Source organism: Rhodothermaceae bacterium (genome assembly GCA_009838195.1).
GTDB lineage: Bacteria > Bacteroidota > Rhodothermia > Rhodothermales > Bin80 > Bin80.
In genome coordinates this window covers 175,337-193,213 of the sequence record VXSC01000011.1, presented here as the reverse complement: position 1 = coordinate 193,213, position 17,877 = coordinate 175,337, and the positions used below count along the sequence as shown (strand labels likewise).

The following is a 17,877-nucleotide window of genomic DNA, read 5'->3' as shown; positions in this document are numbered from 1 at the left end:
ATGTACACCGTCACTTCGCTAGACCTGTATTGCCAGGAATAGGCTTCATTGGGACATATTGCGCCGGATAGTCTACGAGATTGCCCCTACACACATGTAGCTAGGCAATTGCGTCCGACCTTCAAGATTTTCGATAGCTTTCTGTTGGCTAGGAGTTGGATTCAGCGGTGGCTGCCATTTGTGGCACTCGCACAAGACATAAGGACATCCACAACTTTCACAATTCGGCATGGCTTCCCGTAGAGTATACCCGTCGTGACAGGCACATTCTGGATGGCACGATGGTTTTGACGCGGGGCTAGAGATGGTTTCAAGTCACTGCTCGGACAAGGTATTCATTTCCGAGTGAAGGGGTACCCCTATTTCGCGGGGAGTGCCATTTCGGTTTTTCTCCCCGACCAACACCAATAGATCCTCCTCTATATCTTTCCATTCCTGCGATAGATCAAGCGAACACACACGTATCTGCTGTTTCCCAACTTCAAAGCGGTAATCAAATACATCATCAATCGCCGCGTAGAGGAGCCATCCCTCCAGTGCGGTGTCGCTAGATGAGTTAGCCAAGGACCAGTTCGTCACATAGGTAAAGATCTGGTAGAGATTATTTGATCTCATTCGCTCAACCTCATATCTCGTAGTCAACGGAGTGCTATAAAACTTGGTGTCTACGATAATCGTGCGTTCGGGTGACCGCAATACGATATCAGTCTGCATCTGGGGGAGATGCTGTAGAGCACTGTCCTTTCCTTTTGCCTCAAACCAATTGATTTTTGGTGCTCTCACTCGGTAACTCGTCTCTCGCTGGCAGAAATTTCTCACAAATTGTTCAAACACAGTTCCCATTGTCTGAGCGTCCTCACGAAAATCACGGAATTGGACGGTTCCTTTTGCTTCATTTATTAAAAGATTCTCGTGGATGATGTGGCAGATGTGTAAAAGGAAGCGGTAGAACCGGTTGTTGCGGTGGATTCGGACTGTATGAAACATCTTCGCAGTGAGCCGGACATCAGAGATAGCACCCAGCTTCCGATACAAGCGTTCACTCCGCCGTTTTTGCTTCTCGTTCAGAGAGTCAACCTGTGTCAGGCTACGAAGAGTTGCCTTGAGAATTTGATTTTGAGGCACGTCGTAGCTGAATTCGTCAAAGGAGCAGTGAGCCTTGCCGTTCAGAAGTAGGTTCCGCTTCAAAGTGGTTGCAAGATCAAGTTTGCCTTTGATTCCTCGGATGTCCTCATGGACTGCCAAATAGTCACGATCCAACCCGCGGGAGATGATACGGGAGACGCCATCATTTAAAACTTTGGCAAATAAGTCAACCGGTCCGTCGAAAGTTTCGGATTCTATATCAACTGTTCTCCCCTCCCCGATACGATCCCAAGCGTAGCACAAGAGATAGTAGATGTTGAGGACGGGAACGTCACTCCAGTAACGTATTGACTTTCTCATCTACGAAATTTTTTGGCTTATCAAACCAATATTCCCGAATTAGAGGTTCGATTTCCTGTCGGATAATCGCTTCGTACCAGGATTCGTCGAATTCTTCTTCGTCTCGGGTGCTTGAACAGAAATAACTGTGACCGATCTCAAAGCCGATGCCAAGATTTGCGTGGTCTGAGCGAATTTCTTCATTCAGAACTGAAAATCGGTCATTGATCTTTTTGACCAGATCTTCGGGAACACCCATATCATTTAGAAGATAATTTTCGAACAGTTCGGTCCCGAAGGCAGGGGGAAGGCGAATAAATGAGAATCGCCTTCTCAGAGCGTAGTCCACCATTGCTAGAGATCGATCAGCCGTGTTCATCATACCGACCAAGTAGAGGTTTGCTGGAACATGAAAACGTTCCTCTTCGTGCGAGTAGGTAAGATCAACGGCGTAATCGGGCCCCCGCTTGTCGGCTTCAATGAGCATCATCAACTCACCGAAGATCTTACTGAGATTCCCGCGGTTCACCTCGTCAATGATGAATACGTAACGTTTATCAGGGTTGGCTGCGGCTTCGCGGCAGAAAGAGAAGAACACTCCGTCGCGGCGTTCAAAGCCTCCTTTTTCGCTCGGACGATAACCTTGGATAAAATCTTCGTACGCGTAGCTCTGGTGGAATTGGATCATCCTCACCCTCTTTGGTGCCAAAAATCCAATTATCAGATAGGCCAGACGCTTGGCAATGAAGGTCTTCCCGACTCCAGGAGGCCCCTCAAGTATAATATTTTTCTTGCGGTTCAAGGCATCAATGATACGGTCGAAATCTTCTCCGGAAAGGAAGAGGCCTTCCAAGGCTTCATCTCGAAGGAACGGAGGAGCTGAGGGAGGCTCCTCCGTCTCATCTATTAACCGGAAAACAGCCCGAAGCCATTGCCTGTAAGGACTGGAACTAAAATTAGTGAGCCTCTTGCTGGCAATTTGGCGCGGCGCGGGAAGTTCCCAGCGACCAAATTTCTTCCAGTTGACACGGCGTAAATGTCGAAAACTAGGATTATTTTCGTCGAACTTGTAGTCGGATTCGATGATACCATGCCCCAATATCAACCCATAGTGCTCCTTGAATAACACATGATCGCCAGCTTGCATCTCTCGAGCAAACTGGTAACAGGCATGAGTATCCATTGTGGGATTTTTCTTGCCAAAGAGTTCCCTCTGTTTTTTGTATATAGCCTCTTTGTCGTCATAAGCCAAGAGGTTACCGAGTTCAGCCCATCCGAGAGCAATGATTCCCTTTTCTTGGAACTCACCCCAATACTCTGCAAGGTGGCTTGCCCCCAGGACCCATACCTTAGCATCCCCGAATTTTTCCTGATACCACTGGACAAGATCTTTTTTAGGTGGACGCCAGAATTTCAGATAAGGTTCGTCGTGAAAATCGAAGTCCTTAGGGGCACCTTGCTCGTGGAGCTTTTCCCGGATGTAGGACAGCTTCTGATCAAGGACAATCAGATTCGTGTAGTCGAATCCCGCCCAGTCTTCCCCGAGCTCTATCAGGGAATAACTTACGATGTCCCACTTCTGGGAGGTCGTTGAAGAAGGAATGAAGTCGTTGGGAAACAACAGGTACAAAAGGATATGGCGAAGTTGCCGACTCTCCGCCCCATCCTGCCCATCTAACCATTCCGCAAAACCCCAAGGGTCTGCAAGTAGCTCCTTGCGTCGCAATGGTTTCAGCCGTGACCACGCCTGTATCATTTGGACGAAAAAGAGCAGTTCTCGCCATCTACCTGAGTGGTAAGCTTGGCCGGGATGCCCAGCGCCTGAGCGAAGGGTCTCCTCAACATCAAACGGAGCATCGGGAAAATTCTCCCCTGACCATTTCCAGATCTGGTGAATGTGCTGAAGCTTCGTTTCGGGTCGCATTGAACCAGGTATTGGGAACAGATACATTACCCAGAACATTTCTGCCGCCAGTTGTTTCGCGGTTCTGGGCGCGGGAGCCAATTGGTTCTCTAACTTTTCAAGGAAGGTCCCTTTTCCTTCGTCTAAGTTTCCCACGTAATACTTGACAAGATGTCCGATATTTTTCGAGGTCCACAGACGCGCATCGGTGAGGACGGATCCACCATCTTGTAGGCAGCGATCCCGCCAACGGTTGGCTGCACGGAGAAGGGGGTGATCTAGGGGTAGTTTGGGCATATTAAATCGACTTCAGCTTGATCACATCTAGTGCCCGCAAAATTAACATATCCACAGCAGTTTTCGTTCTGGGGACAATCAAAAGAAGCAACTTGCCGGGAACAGCAAGGCTTCAAGGGTCTTGCCGGTGAATTCCGCGGTTACTACCCGGGCTATTGCCCCCTGCGAATCCGCACTTTTTCCTGTACTGCCCTGATATAGTCCGCCCTTTGGTTGAGAGGTCTGTCTTCTTTTTGGGGGATAACGATAGGCCCCCATTCAAGCGTTTCCACAGCCGTTTCGGTTCGGATTTCGACAAGCGCGTTGAGTGCAGTCACACGGGTATGGGTGATGGGGGACGTGCCAGGGTCAAGTGGCATGGTAATGAGTTGCAAGTCTCCAGCAAAGGAGACTTCCTCGCCCCCAACTAACCCACCAACTGTCGGCGAATTCAGATCATTGACCTTGAAAATAAACCCTGCTCCGCTTGCAACCTGTACGTCGGGGCCAGCCAGAGAAAACTTGTGGACAATTTCCTCCCCATCCAATAGCTCAATAACGACATTACTATCGCCCAATAACGCGATGTCCGCAACCTGTTGAACGCTTTCCGGCTCGGACAGAACATCATCAAATATCTGAGCGAGAGTTACCGACTGCACCGAAAAGGAGAGAGTAAGAGCGACTGTGATCAAAAACAAATTTTTCATTTCGAATCTCTTGGTAGGGAAAAAGGCTATTGTACCAGAGCGGCAAGCACGGCAGCCCTAGGCGCAAAATCAACGAATGTGGGCGGTGAGGGATTTGAACCCCCGGCCTCCTGCTTGTAAGGCAGGCGCTCTAAACCAACTGAGCTAACCGCCCGGAGAGCGGGAAACGGGAATCGAACCCGCGACCTTCAGCTTGGGAAGCTGACGCTCTACCGATTGAGCTATTCCCGCAAAAAGAAGCAAAATACTCACAAGGTGCGTTAAAGGCAAAATGTGAGGTCGTGGAATAGTGAGTCAGGCGTTGAACTGACAAGATTCTGCGGCCTCATTCATCTGATATGAATAAATAGAGTTCCATGAAACGCACATACCAACCAAGTCGTCGAAAACGCCGTAACAAACACGGGTTTCGTTCGAGAATGGCAGACAAGGATGGCCGCAATGTGTTGGCAAGACGCCGTCGGAAAGGGCGCAAGAGTCTTTCAGTAAGCGATCGTTACGTTGGCAAGTAATTTATGACAACGGTTGCTGAGCAGCGGTTTCCGCGTTCGATGCGACTGAAGCGTCGGCGGTTGATTGCGCCACTTTTTGAGCGGTCCGCCTCCGACACTAAGTCTTTGGTGGCAGGGAGTATCCGAATCCTATATCGTTTTGTTCCTCGCAGCGCGACAGGGACCGATGCGCCCATACAGGTTGGCTTCGCTCCTGGCCGGTGCAGGAATGCAGTGCAGCGCAATCAGATTAAACGCCAGATGCGGGAAACCTGGCGCAGGAATCAGAATCTTGTGGGGCTTGAGACCCTCCCCGCGGCAGAGACGCTCGCATTAATGGTCCTCCGACGCAGTCCCGACCGCAACCATAGACTTTCCCAGGACCTCTTACAGGCGATGCACCTACTGCATCAATCATTAAATAAGGGAGACTAACTCGTGGACCGAGATACGATAATCGCAGTCGTGCTGATCACGGCGATCATGATCGTGTGGATGATGATGATGCCCTCCCCACCGCCTCCAGAACCGGTAGAGGAGGTAACGGAGCAACCGATGGAGGAGGTGACGCAGCCGCCAAATGGAAGCCAAGAGGAACAGGTCGTGCCGGATTTGGCAAATGTTCCAGCTACTGCGACTCCTGCACAGACAGCACGCGAAATAACAGTAGAAACTGATCTGTATACTGCTCGACTCTCGGATTTGGGGGCAACCCTGAAGAGTTTTGAACTCAAAGAGTATTTCAAGTACGATCAGGTCAGCCGGGTTCAACTGATAGACAGCACCAGTCCCGGGGCGATCAGTGTGGGATTTCAGTCGCCAGGGGCGCGCAACATTGATACACGAACCATACTGTTTACGCAGCATGATTCAACCGATACAATCAATGCAGTCCAAAGTCCAGCTACCGTGGTATTTGAAGCTGCAATTGGTAGCGGCCGTCTGCGGTTGACGTACACGTTCACTCCCGGTGACTACGAGGTCGGTCTGGAAGTCGCTCATTTCAACGCAGCTGGATTCCAGACGGCGGAAGGGTATGAGCTGGTCTGGAATGGTGCCATCCCGTTCAGTGAAGATGTGGATTATCGAAAAGAAGAAGTCAATAAGGTCGGTGCATATGCCCGAAGTGGGAATGATGTGGAGGGAATTAACCTACAGAGAGACCAGGTCGCGGATCGGACGCTGCGGGGCAATGTGTCCTGGGTCGGGGTGAAGAATAAGTATTTCGGTGCGGTGGTCCTGGCCGATGACCCGGCAAGAGAGGCGGAGCTGCTCGGTGAGCGTCTCGGAGAAGTTGACGACCCGGAGGTAACTGTCGATTTTCGTGCTAGCCTGTTTGTTGGTCCCCCGGATGAAGCTCCAGATACCTACCGAATCTATCTGGGTCCGCTTGAATACCGCAAGATCAGTCGCTATGACGGGGTCTACGGGATGGTAGACTATGGCTGGGATGCTTTTGAGTGGATGACAAGGCCGCTCGCAATCGCGGTGTTTATTCCAGTATTCGGATTCCTGAGCAGCATCATTGAAAGTTATGGTCTGGTGATCATCGTCTTTTGCTTGTTGATCAAGGTGGTTCTGCTTCCGTTGACGCTCAGCTCTTACAAGAGTATGGCGAAAATGCGGGAACTGCAACCCAAAATGCAGGAGATCAAGGAAAAATATCCTGACAATCCGCAAAAGCAGCAGGAGGCGACCATCAAGATGTATCGCGAGTCCGGCACCAATCCTCTGGGAGCCTGTTTGCCGATGCTGTTGCAGTACCCAATCATCATTGCTCTGTGGCAGTTTTTGCAGCAATCCATCGAAATTCGACAGCAGGGCTTTCTCTGGGCTCCCGACCTGTCCGCTCCGGATGTAATCTTGAATCTGCCATTTGCAATTCCGTTTTATGGGGACTTCGTTGCAGGCTTCACGATTCTCATGGGCCTGTCCATGATCGTGCAGATGCGGATGCAGGCAACCCCCGCATCCGGGCCGCAGGCAAAAATCTTTATGTATATGATGCCGGTGATGATTTTCGTGTTTTTCAATCGTTTGCCATCTGGACTAAGCTTATATTATTTCTGTTTCAACGTTTTTTCGGCGGTGCAGCAGCAGTTCATCAATAAATCGATGAAGAAGAAAGCTGCTTCAGAAAAAACCGCAGTCAAAAAATCAAGCAAAATCAAGCCGGTAAGAGGAGTTGTCAAAGGCTCTGGAAAGAAGGCTCGTAAGTGATTCACCATGCTCGCCCAGGATACGATTGCGGCGATTGCGACCGCACCCGGTCTTGCGGCGCTTTCAATAGTTCGTGTGTCCGGGCCCGAGGCCTGTCCAATCGCGTCCACCTGTTTTTCGGGGCAGAGCCTTGAGACGGCTGCGTCCCACACTGCGCATGTTGGCATGTGGGAAAGTCCTGAGGGCTCCAGGATAGATCAGGTTGTGGCGACGGTATTTCGCAAACCCCGTACCGCAACCGGGGAGGATGTAGTGGAGATTACCTGCCACGGAGGGGACTATGTGGCGGCATTGGTGCTGCAAAGCCTGGTCGACCAGGGTGCCCGACTGGCACAGCCGGGCGAGTTCACTCAGCGTGCCTTCCTGGCGGGAAAAATGGATCTTGCCCAGGCAGAAGCAGTCGCGGACTTGATCCATGCCTCCAGTGAGCAGGCACACAGGGTTTCCTTGGCAGCCTATGAAGGGTATTATTCAGAAGGACTTGAAGCGTTGCGGACCGCAATCCTCGAATTGTGCGCACTGGCGGAACTCGAAATTGATTTCACCGATGAGGATGTCGAATTTGCAGATCGGACCACGCTCCGCAATCTGATTGAGAACGCGTTGGGACAGGTGCAGGAATTACTTGAGTCAACAAGCCTTGGGACCGTTGTGAGAGAGGGAATTCGGGTTGTAATTGCCGGTCGACCGAATGCAGGGAAGTCCACTTTACTGAACAGCCTGTCGGGTCGAGACCGGGCAATTGTAAGCAAAGAGCCGGGGACGACCAGAGACGTACTGGAGGTTGATGCTGAACTTGGAGGATTGCGATTTCGCTTTATGGATACTGCAGGGCTGCGAAAAAGCACAGACTCCATTGAGCAGGAAGGCGTTCAGCGTGCTTATCGAATGATCAACAAGGCAGATATCGTGGTTTATGTCTATGATCTCGCCTGCGGGCTTCTAGAAGAAGATCAAACTGCACTGAATAACCTGGACAACATGCCAGTGGTCCTGGTTGGAAACAAAGCAGATCTTGTCCCGGATGGAAAAAGGATAGGATTGCAGTTGGCGGCAATCGATGGTCCCAAGGCGGTGGAGCCTCTGGTTCGTGCACTGCTTGAGCAGGCGACAAAGAGCTTTGGGAATGCTGACGCAACCAGAACGGTGATCAATGCAAGGCATAAAACCCACCTTAAGAGTGCACACCAGGCACTATTGGGTGCGAGAACGGCACTGAATGCAAATCAGCCGCCGGACGTTTTTTCATTGGATTTGCGTGCTGCCGCGCGTGAACTGGGAATGATTACCGGTGTTATTACCAACGAGACGGTACTGGGGACAATCTTTTCGAGATTTTGCATTGGTAAGTAGTACAGAGATGGACTCAAGCTTTGACGTTATTGTGGTTGGTGGCGGGCACGCAGGGACAGAGGCGGCAGCAGCCACTGCTCGTATGGGTGCTCGTACACTTCTGATCACTATGAGCCTAGAAGCGATTGGCCGGATGTCCTGCAATCCAGCAATTGGCGGGATTGGCAAGGGGCACATTGTGCGTGAGATTGATGCGCTGGGAGGCATCATGGGCTCTGCAGCAGACGCGGCCGGTATTCAGTTCAGGATGCTGAATCGCCGGAAAGGGCCGGCAGTATGGGGACCCCGTGCACAATCAGACCGGATCGAGTATGCAACCTTTGTACGGGAAGCCTTGGAAAACATCCCGGGACTCTACATGCGTGCCGACATGGTGACGGCCCTTGAGGTGGACCATGGCCGGATTTGTGGAGTACGGACTCGACTGGGTCGCACCTATGGCGCGAAGGCCGTGATCCTCACAAACGGTACGTTCATGAACGGGTTGATTCATGTTGGGGAGCGTCAGTTTGGGGGTGGGCGTATGGGGGAGCGGCAAAGCACCGGTCTGACCGGCCAATTGCATGAATTAGGGTTTGAAAGTGGCCGACTGAAGACAGGTACGCCACCACGTGTAGATGGAACTACGATTGACTATGCTGCAACAACAGAGCAGCCGGGAGATGAAAATCCAAGCCCCTTCTCCTTTATGACCGATGAATTGACCAAGGATCAACTCAGCTGTCATCTCACCTGGACCAATCCAGAGGTGCATGCAGTCCTGCGAAAGGGATTTGAGCAAAGCCCAATGTTTGCGGGACGGATCGAGGGTGCGGGCCCGAGATACTGTCCTTCCATAGAAGACAAGATTGATCGATTTGCCGCAAAGGAGCGTCACCAGCTTTTTCTGGAGCCGGAAGGTCGACGAACAACAGAGGTGTACGTAAACGGATTTTCGACGAGTTTGCCGGAAGAAATCCAGGAAGAGGCCCTGCGCAAGGCGCCAGGGTTGCAGCATGTCCATATGCTGCGCCCAGGGTATGCGATTGAGTATGACTATTTTCCGCCGCATCAGCTTCAGTATTCCCTAGAGACGAAGAGGGTTCGGGGGTTGTTTTTTGCAGGACAGATCAACGGCACGACCGGGTATGAGGAAGCGGCCGCGCAGGGGCTCATGGCAGGGATCAATGCGGTCCGCGGGCTTGGCGCAGAAAGTCCGGTGATTCTTCGCCGCTCGGAGGCATACATCGGGGTCCTGATTGATGACCTGATTGCCAAAGGGACGGAGGAGCCGTATCGGATGTTCACGTCCAGAGCAGAACATCGTATGCTGCTTCGTCAGGATAACGCAGACGAGCGACTCACCCCTCTGGGACAACGCCTCGGGCTGGTATCCGAAGCCCGCTATCAGCGAATGCGAGTGCGTCAGGAAGCGGTAAAAGCGATAATTGCGAGGTTATCAGAGCATACAATTCACCCTGAATCATGTAATTATTATTTGAAAGAAGCTGGAACTACTCCAATTAATGAGCCGATCAAGGCCATTCAGGTCGTACGGCGTCCAGAGGTGGGCCTGAAGGATCTGTTGGAGGCGGCCGGGATTGCCAGTCAGATCGTGGACCCAGCTCCAGGAATGGAACCGGTCGAACAACTTGCGGAAATCTCGATCAAATATGCCGGATATGTAGCAAGGCAGGAGGAAGAAGCAAAAAAGATGATTGCGATGGAGAGCCGGCAAATTCCCCGAAGCTTCAACTTTGCTGAAGTCAATAATATTACCATGGAAGCCCGAGAAAAATTAAGCAAAATCCAACCCGAAACGCTCGGACAGGCTTCGAGAATCAGCGGCGTAAGTCCAGCGGATATTGCCGTTTTGATGGTGCTCTTGGAGCGCTGAGAGAGAGTAGACAAAAACAATGTTTCACGTGAAACATTTCCCGCTATCAATCCGACCTTGGCAGCGGGAAAAGCTTCGAGCCTACGCCAATCTCCTGCAGAGCTACAACAAGCGGTTGAACTTGCTCTCGAGGCGCACGACAGCGGAAGGATTTATTGAACATATTCAGGAGTGTCTGGCCTTTGTAGAGCAGCCATTTACCGCGGGATCTTCGCTTGCAGACTGGGGCACGGGGGCAGGGTTGCCCGCGATCCCCATGGCAGTTATGCTTCCAGATGTGAAGGTGTATGCAGTTGATGCCGCTCAGAAAAAAATTCACGCGGTCACGGCATTCAAGCGGGAGCTGGATCTGCTGAATTTATATCCGTGGCATGGCCGGGCAGAGGAGTTTCCCTTTGAGATCCAATGCAGCGTGTCGCGAGCGACCGCCCCACTTCGCACCCTGTGGCAGTGGCACACGCGTGTTGCGACATCGGAAGGAGTCCTCTATTGTCTCAAAGGGGGTGACTTGAGAGCTGAGCAAAGGGAACTGGTAACGGGTTTCCCGGCGATTCAAATCAAACAGATACCGGTGTCGGGTTCTTCCCGGTTTCTGGTTCAGGTGAGGTCTGCTCCGCTGCTATCTGGCAAAGAATCTCATAAGCCGCCTCCACCGACGGAACATCCTGCACAATAGCGCGCATCTTACCCGCCTTTGATTCTTTGAGAACGTACTGATTCGGGAGCGCGTCGAGCGCTCCTAAAAATGAATCAAACTGTTCTAGGTAGAATTGTTGATCCTCGTGGCTGTCCGGCAAGCGCAAAAATAGCCGCTGGTTTCGGTATGAGATCCGGGGAAGACGCAGGGTTTGCCCAATCAGTCGCATACCGGCTCCCAGAAACAGTTGAGAAGCCGGGATTGGAAGTGGGCCAAACCGGTCACGGAGCTCCGCTTCTAATTCGTCAAGTGCAGATTGCTCTGTAGCTTCTCCAATCCTGCGATAGAGGGCCAGGCGTTCGAGGTCATTGGACACATAGGGTTTGGGAAGGGAGGCATTCACCTCAAGATCGACAAGGGTATCTTCCGGCAGCGGGAGGTCAACATCCTTGAAGAGTTCGGGAAAATCCTCATTGCGCAGCTCTCTAACAGCCTCATCCAGCATCTGGTAATACGTACTGAGCCCAAGGTCTGCAATAAAACCGCTTTGCTCCCCACCGAGAATGTTTCCCGCGCCCCGGATATCCAGATCCCTCATGGCAAGATGGAATCCACTCCCAAGGTCACTGAATTGCTCAACGGCCTGCAGGCGCTGCCGAGCATCCCGGCTCAGAGCATGAATGGAAGGGACCAGCAGATAACAAAATGCTTTGCGATCACTTCGACCGACCCGCCCACGCAACTGATGAATCTCTGCCAGGCCAAATAAGTGTGCCCGATCAACAATAATGGTGTTGGCATTTGCGATATCAAGCCCATTCTCCACGATGGAAGTGCATAACAGGACATCAAACTTGTGATCAACAAAGTCGGTCATAACCTGCTCAAGCTCTGCGCCGGGCATTTGACCGTGACCAATGCGAAAGCGGACACCAGGGACAAGGTCCTGCAGCTTGATCAGCTTGTCTCCAATGGAAGCCACACGGTTGTGAATAAAGAAGACCTGCCCTCCGCGGTTAACTTCATAAAGAATCGCATCACTGATCAGTGCCCAGTCGGAGGAATGAATTTGCGTGTGGATGGGTTGCCGGTTTGGTGGTGCAGTATTGATGATAGAAAGGTCACGCGCACCGATGAGAGAAAATTGCAGCGTACGGGGGATTGGAGTCGCGGTCAAGGTCAGCGTATCCACATTGACGCGCAGTTCGCGCAGCTTTTCCTTGATTCGAACCCCGAACCGCTGCTCCTCGTCTATGATCAGAAGCCCCAGATCTGAAAAGGAGACATCCTTGGAAACCAGTCGATGGGTGCCAACAAGAACATCTACTTTTCCCTGGCTCACATCAGCAAGCAGTTTTCGGGCGGCTACACCCTTGACACGGCGTGAGAGCACGTCGACCCGTACGGGAAACTGCTCCAGGCGTTTACGAAACGTGAGGTAGTGCTGCCGAGCCAGAACTGTCGTGGGGACAAGCAATGCAACCTGTTTCCCATCCTGAACGGCTTTAAACGCAGCCCGAACCGCTACCTCCGTCTTTCCAAAGCCAACATCCCCACAAACCAGGCGATCCATCGGGGTCGCAGATTCCATGTCACGTTTGACCGCCTCCGATGCTTCATACTGATCGGGTGTATCCTGCCACGGAAAAGAAGCTTCCAGCTCTTTTTGCCAAATCGAATCCGGCGAAAAAGTATACCCCTCGGAAGATTTGCGCTGGGCATAGAGGTTGATCAATCTCCGTGCAATATCCTTAATCCGCTTTTTTGCCCTGCTTTTGGTGCGTTCCCATTGTCCTGATCCTAATCGGGTCAGTGAAGGGACTTGGCCGTCTTTTCCCGCATATTTGCTGAGCTTGTACAGAGCGTTCACATTCACGAATACGACATCGTCACGCGCGTAAATGAGCCGCACGGCCTCCTGGCTGCGCCCTTTGACCGTGATCACTTTAAGCCCCGCGAACTTACCGATTCCAAATTCCTTGTGCACAACAAAGTCCCCGGGTTTAAGATTTTGCAGTTCCTGGAGGCGAAGCCCGCCCGTACGGGAGGCTTTTCGAGTGCGTGGACGGAAATACCGGCCGAATATTTCGTGATCGGTGTAGACTGCCAGGCCAATGTCTGGCAGCGTAAATCCGCTGTGAAGTGATGCGACCAGAAAGGTCAACTTGTCAGAGTCCTGCAGCTCGTCCAGCAACGATTCTAAACGCTTTTGCTGGGCGGAGCTATCACAGATGATGTGGGTGTGCTTCCGGCTAGGCTCTGTCAAGTCCAAGCGAACGAGATCCATATGGCCGCCAAAGGAGGGCTGCGGACGAGCACCGACCTGGATCACGGTTTCAGGACTTGAATCCGATGCATGAACATGAATCTGGGGCTTTGATGCATAGCCGCAAGTGAATACATCCGGTGTTAGATATCGTGATTCTGGAACCGGACATTCCGCCCCGGATTGGGCTTTTGATTTGTATCGCTTGCGAATATCCTGCCACACGGCATCGGCGATTTCCTTCAGTCGGGGTTCTTCAAAAAGAACCAGGAGGGTATCATCGGTGATTGAATCCAGCAGAGAAACCCAGGGAGTCCCCCTGGAGGCGTGGATCGGTTGGGGGACCAGCCGGGCGCTACTCAGGCGGCTGACAGACCGTTGACTGACGGCATCAAATTCCCGGATCGACTCAAGCTCATTGCCGAAGAACTCGAGGCGCAGAGGCAGTCCTCCGGAAAACGGGAATACGTCGACAATCCCGCCCCGCCATGCGAATTCACCGGCTTCCTGCACGAAGGAGACGGGGATAAACCCTTTTTCAGCAAGCAGGTCAACGAGTTGATCTGGTGGAGTATGGTCCTGTACACGCACGGTAACGGACTCCGCCAGCGTTTTTTCCGGTGCAGGCATCCGCTCCAGGACCGCCTGTAGGCCGGCAACCACCACAGTCTGCTCGTGCATATCAAGCTGTTGCAGCACATCATGCCGCCGGACCATGGGAGCCGAATCTTCAACCTGCTCGTCATCGTACGGTGTGGATCCGAACGGGGGAAACAAGAGGCTTGGTAGGCCTAGTTCCGTCAAATCACCGTGCAGCAGGCGTGCATCTTCTGATTCTGGCAGAATGCAAGCCAGGGAGCGTCCAGATTTCCAGGCGTGCTGGAGCAAAAATGCAGGTAATGATCCAGGGGCATCTCGTAAAAGGCACACGTGAGCTCCTCTGGCCTGTGTACACCATGTGTAAAACGCCTGAAAAGAAGAAACCCCAGAGAATCGGGAAGACAGTCGTTGTAACGGATTATCAGCCAAACCAAAAGCGAACTTTCTAGTGTTTCACGTGAAACATTGCGCCGCCAAACGATTTTTGGATTCAATAAAGGCTACTCCAGAGCACCTCGCACAAATCCATTCGATTTTTCTAATCTTTCCAAGGCCTCCTCTTTCGAAACATCACCGAGAATCATGACCAGAGCTGTTTTCACATGACCGTCGGCAGCTTTAAGCGCTTTCGTTGCCTCCTCATAGTTCAGTCCGGTAACGGTCATGACCGTGCGACGGGATCTTTGGGTCAGCTTTTCGGCGGTCATCTGCAGATCAACCATCATATTCTGATAGACTTTCCCCAAGCGAATCATAGAAGCAGTTGTGATCATGTTCAGGACCAGTTTCTGGGCAGTTCCGCTCTTCATGCGAGTTGATCCCATGATGACTTCCGGGCCTACAACGACACAAATAGCTACATCCACATCTAGATCAAATGTGGAACGGGGATTGCAGGTGATGAAGAGCGTCTTGCATCCCGTTTTGCGGGCTTCAGCCATTGCTCCTATCACAAAAGGAGTACGTCGGCTCGCCGCGATACCACAAACCACATCATTTGCATGCAATCCTCTTTCGCGAAGGGCCTCTGCGCCATCGGAGGCTACATCTTCGGCGCCCTCCTGCGATCGGAAAACAGCTTCCTTTCCGCCGGCAATAATCCCCTGAATATCTTCGGGAGAAGACCCAAACGTAGGGGGGCATTCGGATGCATCCAGAATTCCGAGACGCCCACTGGTGCCCGCGCCAATATATATCAGGCGTCCACCGCCTTCCAGTGCTGTCGTTACAATTTCCACCGCTTTTGCAATATAGGGGAGTTGTTCCTTCACGGCTTGGGGGACAAGATGGTCCTCCGTATTGATAATCGTGAGGATTTCCTCTACGGATGCGTTGTCAATATTCATTGAGCGCGGATTGCGCTGTTCGGTAACTAGGCTTTGAAGCTCTTCGAACAGAGGCGGAGGTGCCGTCATTGATGGATGGGAGTAAAAGGCTGGTATACGCTTTGGTCGTGTAAATGAACCAACATGCGAACGAATATACCAAGATTGCGTAAGGGAATTATATACCTGATGCAATGATCCTGCGCTCACTCTGTCTTCGAGGTATGCGGGCGCATGCTGACACGACGTTGACATTGGCGCCTGGGATAAACCTGCTGTACGGACCAAACGGCGCCGGCAAGACCAATATCCTGGAGGCGATTCACTACCTCTGTCTTTCCAAGAGTTTTCTAACTAGTGTAGATCGCTACGTGCTTCAGCGTAGCCAACCATTTTTTGAGGTCGAGGGCAAATTTGAGGGGTCCCTGCGGCGGGAAGTGGAAATACGGATTGCATTTGCTGTACGACAAGGGAAGCGCATGTTTATCAACGGTGCTCCACTTGATCGACTAGCGGATATTGTTGGGGTTGTTCCGATCGTTCTATTTGCACCCAGTGATCAGAACCTGACGTATGGCGGGCCGGAGGAGCGTCGAAAATTTCTGAACAGCATGCTTAGTCAGGCGAGACCGGCTCATCTGGAAGATCTCATCGGATACCGTCGTGCTCTGAGACAGCGCAATGAATACTTGGTCCGCAATCGTATGAATCCGTTGGACATGGACATGATTAAACCGCTCAATGCCGTTCTGGCCAGGATCGGAGGACGAATTGTTGCCCTGCGTGCCGCCTTTCTTCAAAAGTTCAGCGAAGAACTTAAACGTGCATGGCAACAGCTCGGAGAGGCGATTGAAGAACCGGCGATTACTTATCAGGGTCCCATTCCAGAAGAGAAACATTCGTCTGCTGAAGAGGCAGAGAAGGCACTTATATCTGCGCTTGGGGAAGCGGCCAGTCGTGACAGAGAATTGGGGCGAACCACCGTTGGCCCTCACCGCGACGAACTAGTTTTTAAGCTGAATGGGCAGCTGGTGCGGCGCTTTGCCTCAACCGGTCAACACCGTTCGTTTGCTATTGCACTCAAGTTGGCGCAGTACTATTATCTGGACTCCCGGTTGGAAGAAAAGCCAATACTGTTACTTGATGACGTATTTGATTCTCTGGACCAGGAGCGGACCGACGTGATTTTAGATTGGCTGCAGGACGCACCTACGGGACAGAGCATCGTAACCGTTGCAGATGCCGATAGAATACGCTCCCGGATTGTGCAAAAGGGAGCTTCTAACCAATGCATCCAAGTTCTTCACGGAGAAATCATTCCGGATCCGTCGGAGGTATAATGGTCGCTTCTCCAACTAAAGCTTTTTTATTGGCATCAGTGAATACGAAGGTTTCCACCTTCGCATAGCGCCGCTGCTCTAATTTTTCAATAATCTTGACCGAAACACGCACTTCCGAGTTGACACGTACAGGACGCAGAAACCGACATGAAATAGATACTGCCACACTACCGGGGCCGGGAAAGTCCCGTCCAAGAACCTTCGAGATGAGCCCTAGAAGGAATATGCCATGGACAATACGATCTCCAAAACGGGTGTTTTTGGCATATTCAGCATCCACATGGAGAGGGTTGTCGTCTCCGGTGATCTGGGCGAATGTTAGGACATCGTCCTCACTAATGAAGCGATGGAAGTCATACGAATCGCCAATCTTGAGAGACTCAAATGAGTGGCCGGGTTTTTGCTGAATCATAGCCAGGACGTAGGTGACAGAAAGGATTTTGCTAAAGATACAATATAGACCTTCATTCGGGCAATCTACGGAAAGGTCACCGCCTCGATCATGAAGATACAGGAACGTCTAACAGAATTGAGCACGACGCGGCGAGGCAAACGTATTCTGCGCATTGCGCGGATAAGTTTCACCATTGGCATCGTTTTGTTCATGGTGTGGCAATTGCGCGAGTATGATTTCCGCAGCGTGTTTCAGGCGCTGCCGAGGAATCCCGGGTTCTACGTGCTGCTGGTCGTACTGTACTTCCTTTTGCCCACGATACAGTTTTTGGCTTACCGGGTTGTATGGGATTTCCGTCCAGGTCCTGCAATCCGGGCCTTTATCAAAAAGCGTATCCTGAACAGAGATGTTTTGGGGTACTCCGGCGAAGTATACATCTTCGCCTGGGCCCGGGATCATGTCGCGATGTCGAGTCGGTCGCTGATGGAGTGTATTCGGGATATGAATATTGTTTCCGCGGTTGCCTCGACACTGACTGCACTACTGTTGCTTGCTTTTTTTGCCCTGGAGGGACAGGTGAATGTGCGCGATCTGATCGGAGAAACACAGGCAGCCGTCCTTATTGGTGGAATTGGCGGTACCCTGCTAATCCTTTTAGTGCTTGTGTTTACGCGCCGGAAATGGCTTTTCTCTATGCCGTGGAAGGAAACACGAATTGTTTTTGGGCTTCATGTTGCCCGTGTACTTGTAAGGCAGGTTCTGGAAATCACCATGTGGCATCTTGCAATGCCTGAAGTTCCATTAGAGACATGGTTTACATATGCTGCAACTTCTATTGTCGTCTACAGACTACCGTTCATACCGAACCAGGACCTTGTTGTCGCTGGAGTTGCAGTGGGTATTGCGGGGGCGTTGACTGTTTCCGAACCGCACATCGCTGCACTCTTTGTGGCTGTGGCATTAGTAAACCGACTGATTAATCTACTCTTTTTTACAACCCTTTCGGTTCAAATGCCAAAAGAGGCGATCCCTGTGACCAAATAGCTTCTTGACGCGTCAAG

At 51.7% G+C, this 17,877-nt stretch carries 14 protein-coding genes and 2 tRNA genes; 8 read left to right on the top strand and 8 right to left on the bottom strand.

Going from position 1 to position 17,877, the window contains the following annotated elements:
- Nucleotides 1-315: 315 nt before the first annotated feature.
- The 5 genes from mcrC to F4Y64_02780 all read right to left on the bottom strand — a co-directional run bounded on the left by mcrC (nucleotide 316) and on the right by F4Y64_02780 (nucleotide 4,545).
- Nucleotides 316-1,446 (bottom strand): 5-methylcytosine-specific restriction endonuclease system specificity protein McrC, encoded by a 1,131-nt coding sequence (gene mcrC, locus F4Y64_02800; protein MXX96528.1) that lies wholly within the window; start codon nucleotides 1,444-1,446, stop codon nucleotides 316-318.
- Nucleotides 1,418-3,625 carry an AAA domain-containing protein gene (locus F4Y64_02795; GenBank protein MXX96527.1) on the bottom strand — a complete coding sequence of 736 codons (2,208 nt, stop codon included), beginning with the start codon at nucleotides 3,623-3,625 and terminating at the stop codon, nucleotides 1,418-1,420. The genes mcrC and F4Y64_02795 overlap by 29 nt, the downstream gene beginning before the upstream one ends.
- A gap of 152 nt (nucleotides 3,626-3,777) precedes the next feature.
- Entirely contained in the window at nucleotides 3,778-4,314 is a 537-nt protein-coding gene (locus F4Y64_02790) for a hypothetical protein (protein MXX96526.1), read from the bottom strand.
- Between the two features lie 79 nt (nucleotides 4,315-4,393).
- A tRNA-Val gene (locus F4Y64_02785) sits at nucleotides 4,394-4,468 on the bottom strand.
- A 4-nt stretch (nucleotides 4,469-4,472) separates the two neighbouring features.
- A tRNA-Gly gene (locus F4Y64_02780) sits at nucleotides 4,473-4,545 on the bottom strand.
- Between the two features lie 125 nt (nucleotides 4,546-4,670).
- Here F4Y64_02780 and F4Y64_02775 point away from each other — a divergent pair.
- Genes F4Y64_02775 through F4Y64_02750 form a run of 6 tightly spaced genes read left to right on the top strand, consistent with a single transcriptional unit; the run spans nucleotide 4,671 to nucleotide 10,930 of the window.
- Nucleotides 4,671-4,826: a 50S ribosomal protein L34 gene (locus F4Y64_02775; GenBank protein MXX96525.1), complete on the top strand. Its 156-nt coding sequence runs from the start codon at nucleotides 4,671-4,673 to the stop codon at nucleotides 4,824-4,826.
- A gap of 3 nt (nucleotides 4,827-4,829) precedes the next feature.
- Entirely contained in the window at nucleotides 4,830-5,240 is a 411-nt protein-coding gene (locus F4Y64_02770) for a ribonuclease P (protein ID MXX96524.1), read from the top strand.
- A gap of 3 nt (nucleotides 5,241-5,243) precedes the next feature.
- Nucleotides 5,244-7,025, top strand: a complete 1,782-nt coding sequence (gene yidC / locus F4Y64_02765) for a membrane protein insertase YidC (GenBank protein ID MXX96523.1) — start codon at nucleotides 5,244-5,246, stop codon at nucleotides 7,023-7,025.
- A 6-nt stretch (nucleotides 7,026-7,031) separates the two neighbouring features.
- On the top strand, nucleotides 7,032-8,378 hold the full coding sequence (gene mnmE / locus F4Y64_02760) for a tRNA uridine-5-carboxymethylaminomethyl(34) synthesis GTPase MnmE (protein MXX96522.1): 1,347 nt from the start codon (nucleotides 7,032-7,034) through the stop codon (nucleotides 8,376-8,378).
- 7 nt (nucleotides 8,379-8,385) lie between these two features.
- Complete coding sequence (mnmG, locus tag F4Y64_02755; GenBank protein MXX96521.1) at nucleotides 8,386-10,254, top strand: tRNA uridine-5-carboxymethylaminomethyl(34) synthesis enzyme MnmG; 1,869 nt, start codon at nucleotides 8,386-8,388, stop codon at nucleotides 10,252-10,254.
- Nucleotides 10,255-10,273: 19 nt separating this feature from the next.
- Nucleotides 10,274-10,930 (top strand): 16S rRNA (guanine(527)-N(7))-methyltransferase RsmG, encoded by a 657-nt coding sequence (locus F4Y64_02750; protein ID MXX96520.1) that lies wholly within the window; start codon nucleotides 10,274-10,276, stop codon nucleotides 10,928-10,930.
- On the opposite strand, the gene mfd is transcribed toward F4Y64_02750, so the two are convergent.
- Nucleotides 10,812-14,087: a transcription-repair coupling factor gene (mfd, locus tag F4Y64_02745; GenBank protein MXX96519.1), complete on the bottom strand. Its 3,276-nt coding sequence runs from the start codon at nucleotides 14,085-14,087 to the stop codon at nucleotides 10,812-10,814. The genes F4Y64_02750 and mfd overlap by 119 nt on opposite strands.
- A gap of 170 nt (nucleotides 14,088-14,257) precedes the next feature.
- A complete protein-coding gene (gene murQ / locus F4Y64_02740) occupies nucleotides 14,258-15,172 on the bottom strand; it encodes an N-acetylmuramic acid 6-phosphate etherase (GenBank protein ID MXX96518.1) in 915 nt (304 codons plus the stop codon).
- Nucleotides 15,173-15,276: 104 nt separating this feature from the next.
- On the opposite strand from murQ, the gene F4Y64_02735 reads away from it, so the two are divergent.
- Nucleotides 15,277-16,422, top strand: a complete 1,146-nt coding sequence (locus F4Y64_02735) for a DNA replication/repair protein RecF (protein MXX96517.1) — start codon at nucleotides 15,277-15,279, stop codon at nucleotides 16,420-16,422.
- On the opposite strand, the gene F4Y64_02730 is transcribed toward F4Y64_02735, so the two are convergent.
- Entirely contained in the window at nucleotides 16,397-16,834 is a 438-nt protein-coding gene (locus tag F4Y64_02730; protein ID MXX96516.1) for a MaoC family dehydratase, read from the bottom strand. The two genes, F4Y64_02735 and F4Y64_02730, sit on opposite strands and share 26 nt — an antisense overlap.
- A gap of 90 nt (nucleotides 16,835-16,924) precedes the next feature.
- Between F4Y64_02730 and F4Y64_02725 the strand changes: the two genes are divergently transcribed.
- On the top strand, nucleotides 16,925-17,860 hold the full coding sequence (locus F4Y64_02725; protein MXX96515.1) for a hypothetical protein: 936 nt from the start codon (nucleotides 16,925-16,927) through the stop codon (nucleotides 17,858-17,860).
- Nucleotides 17,861-17,877 lie beyond the last annotated feature (17 nt).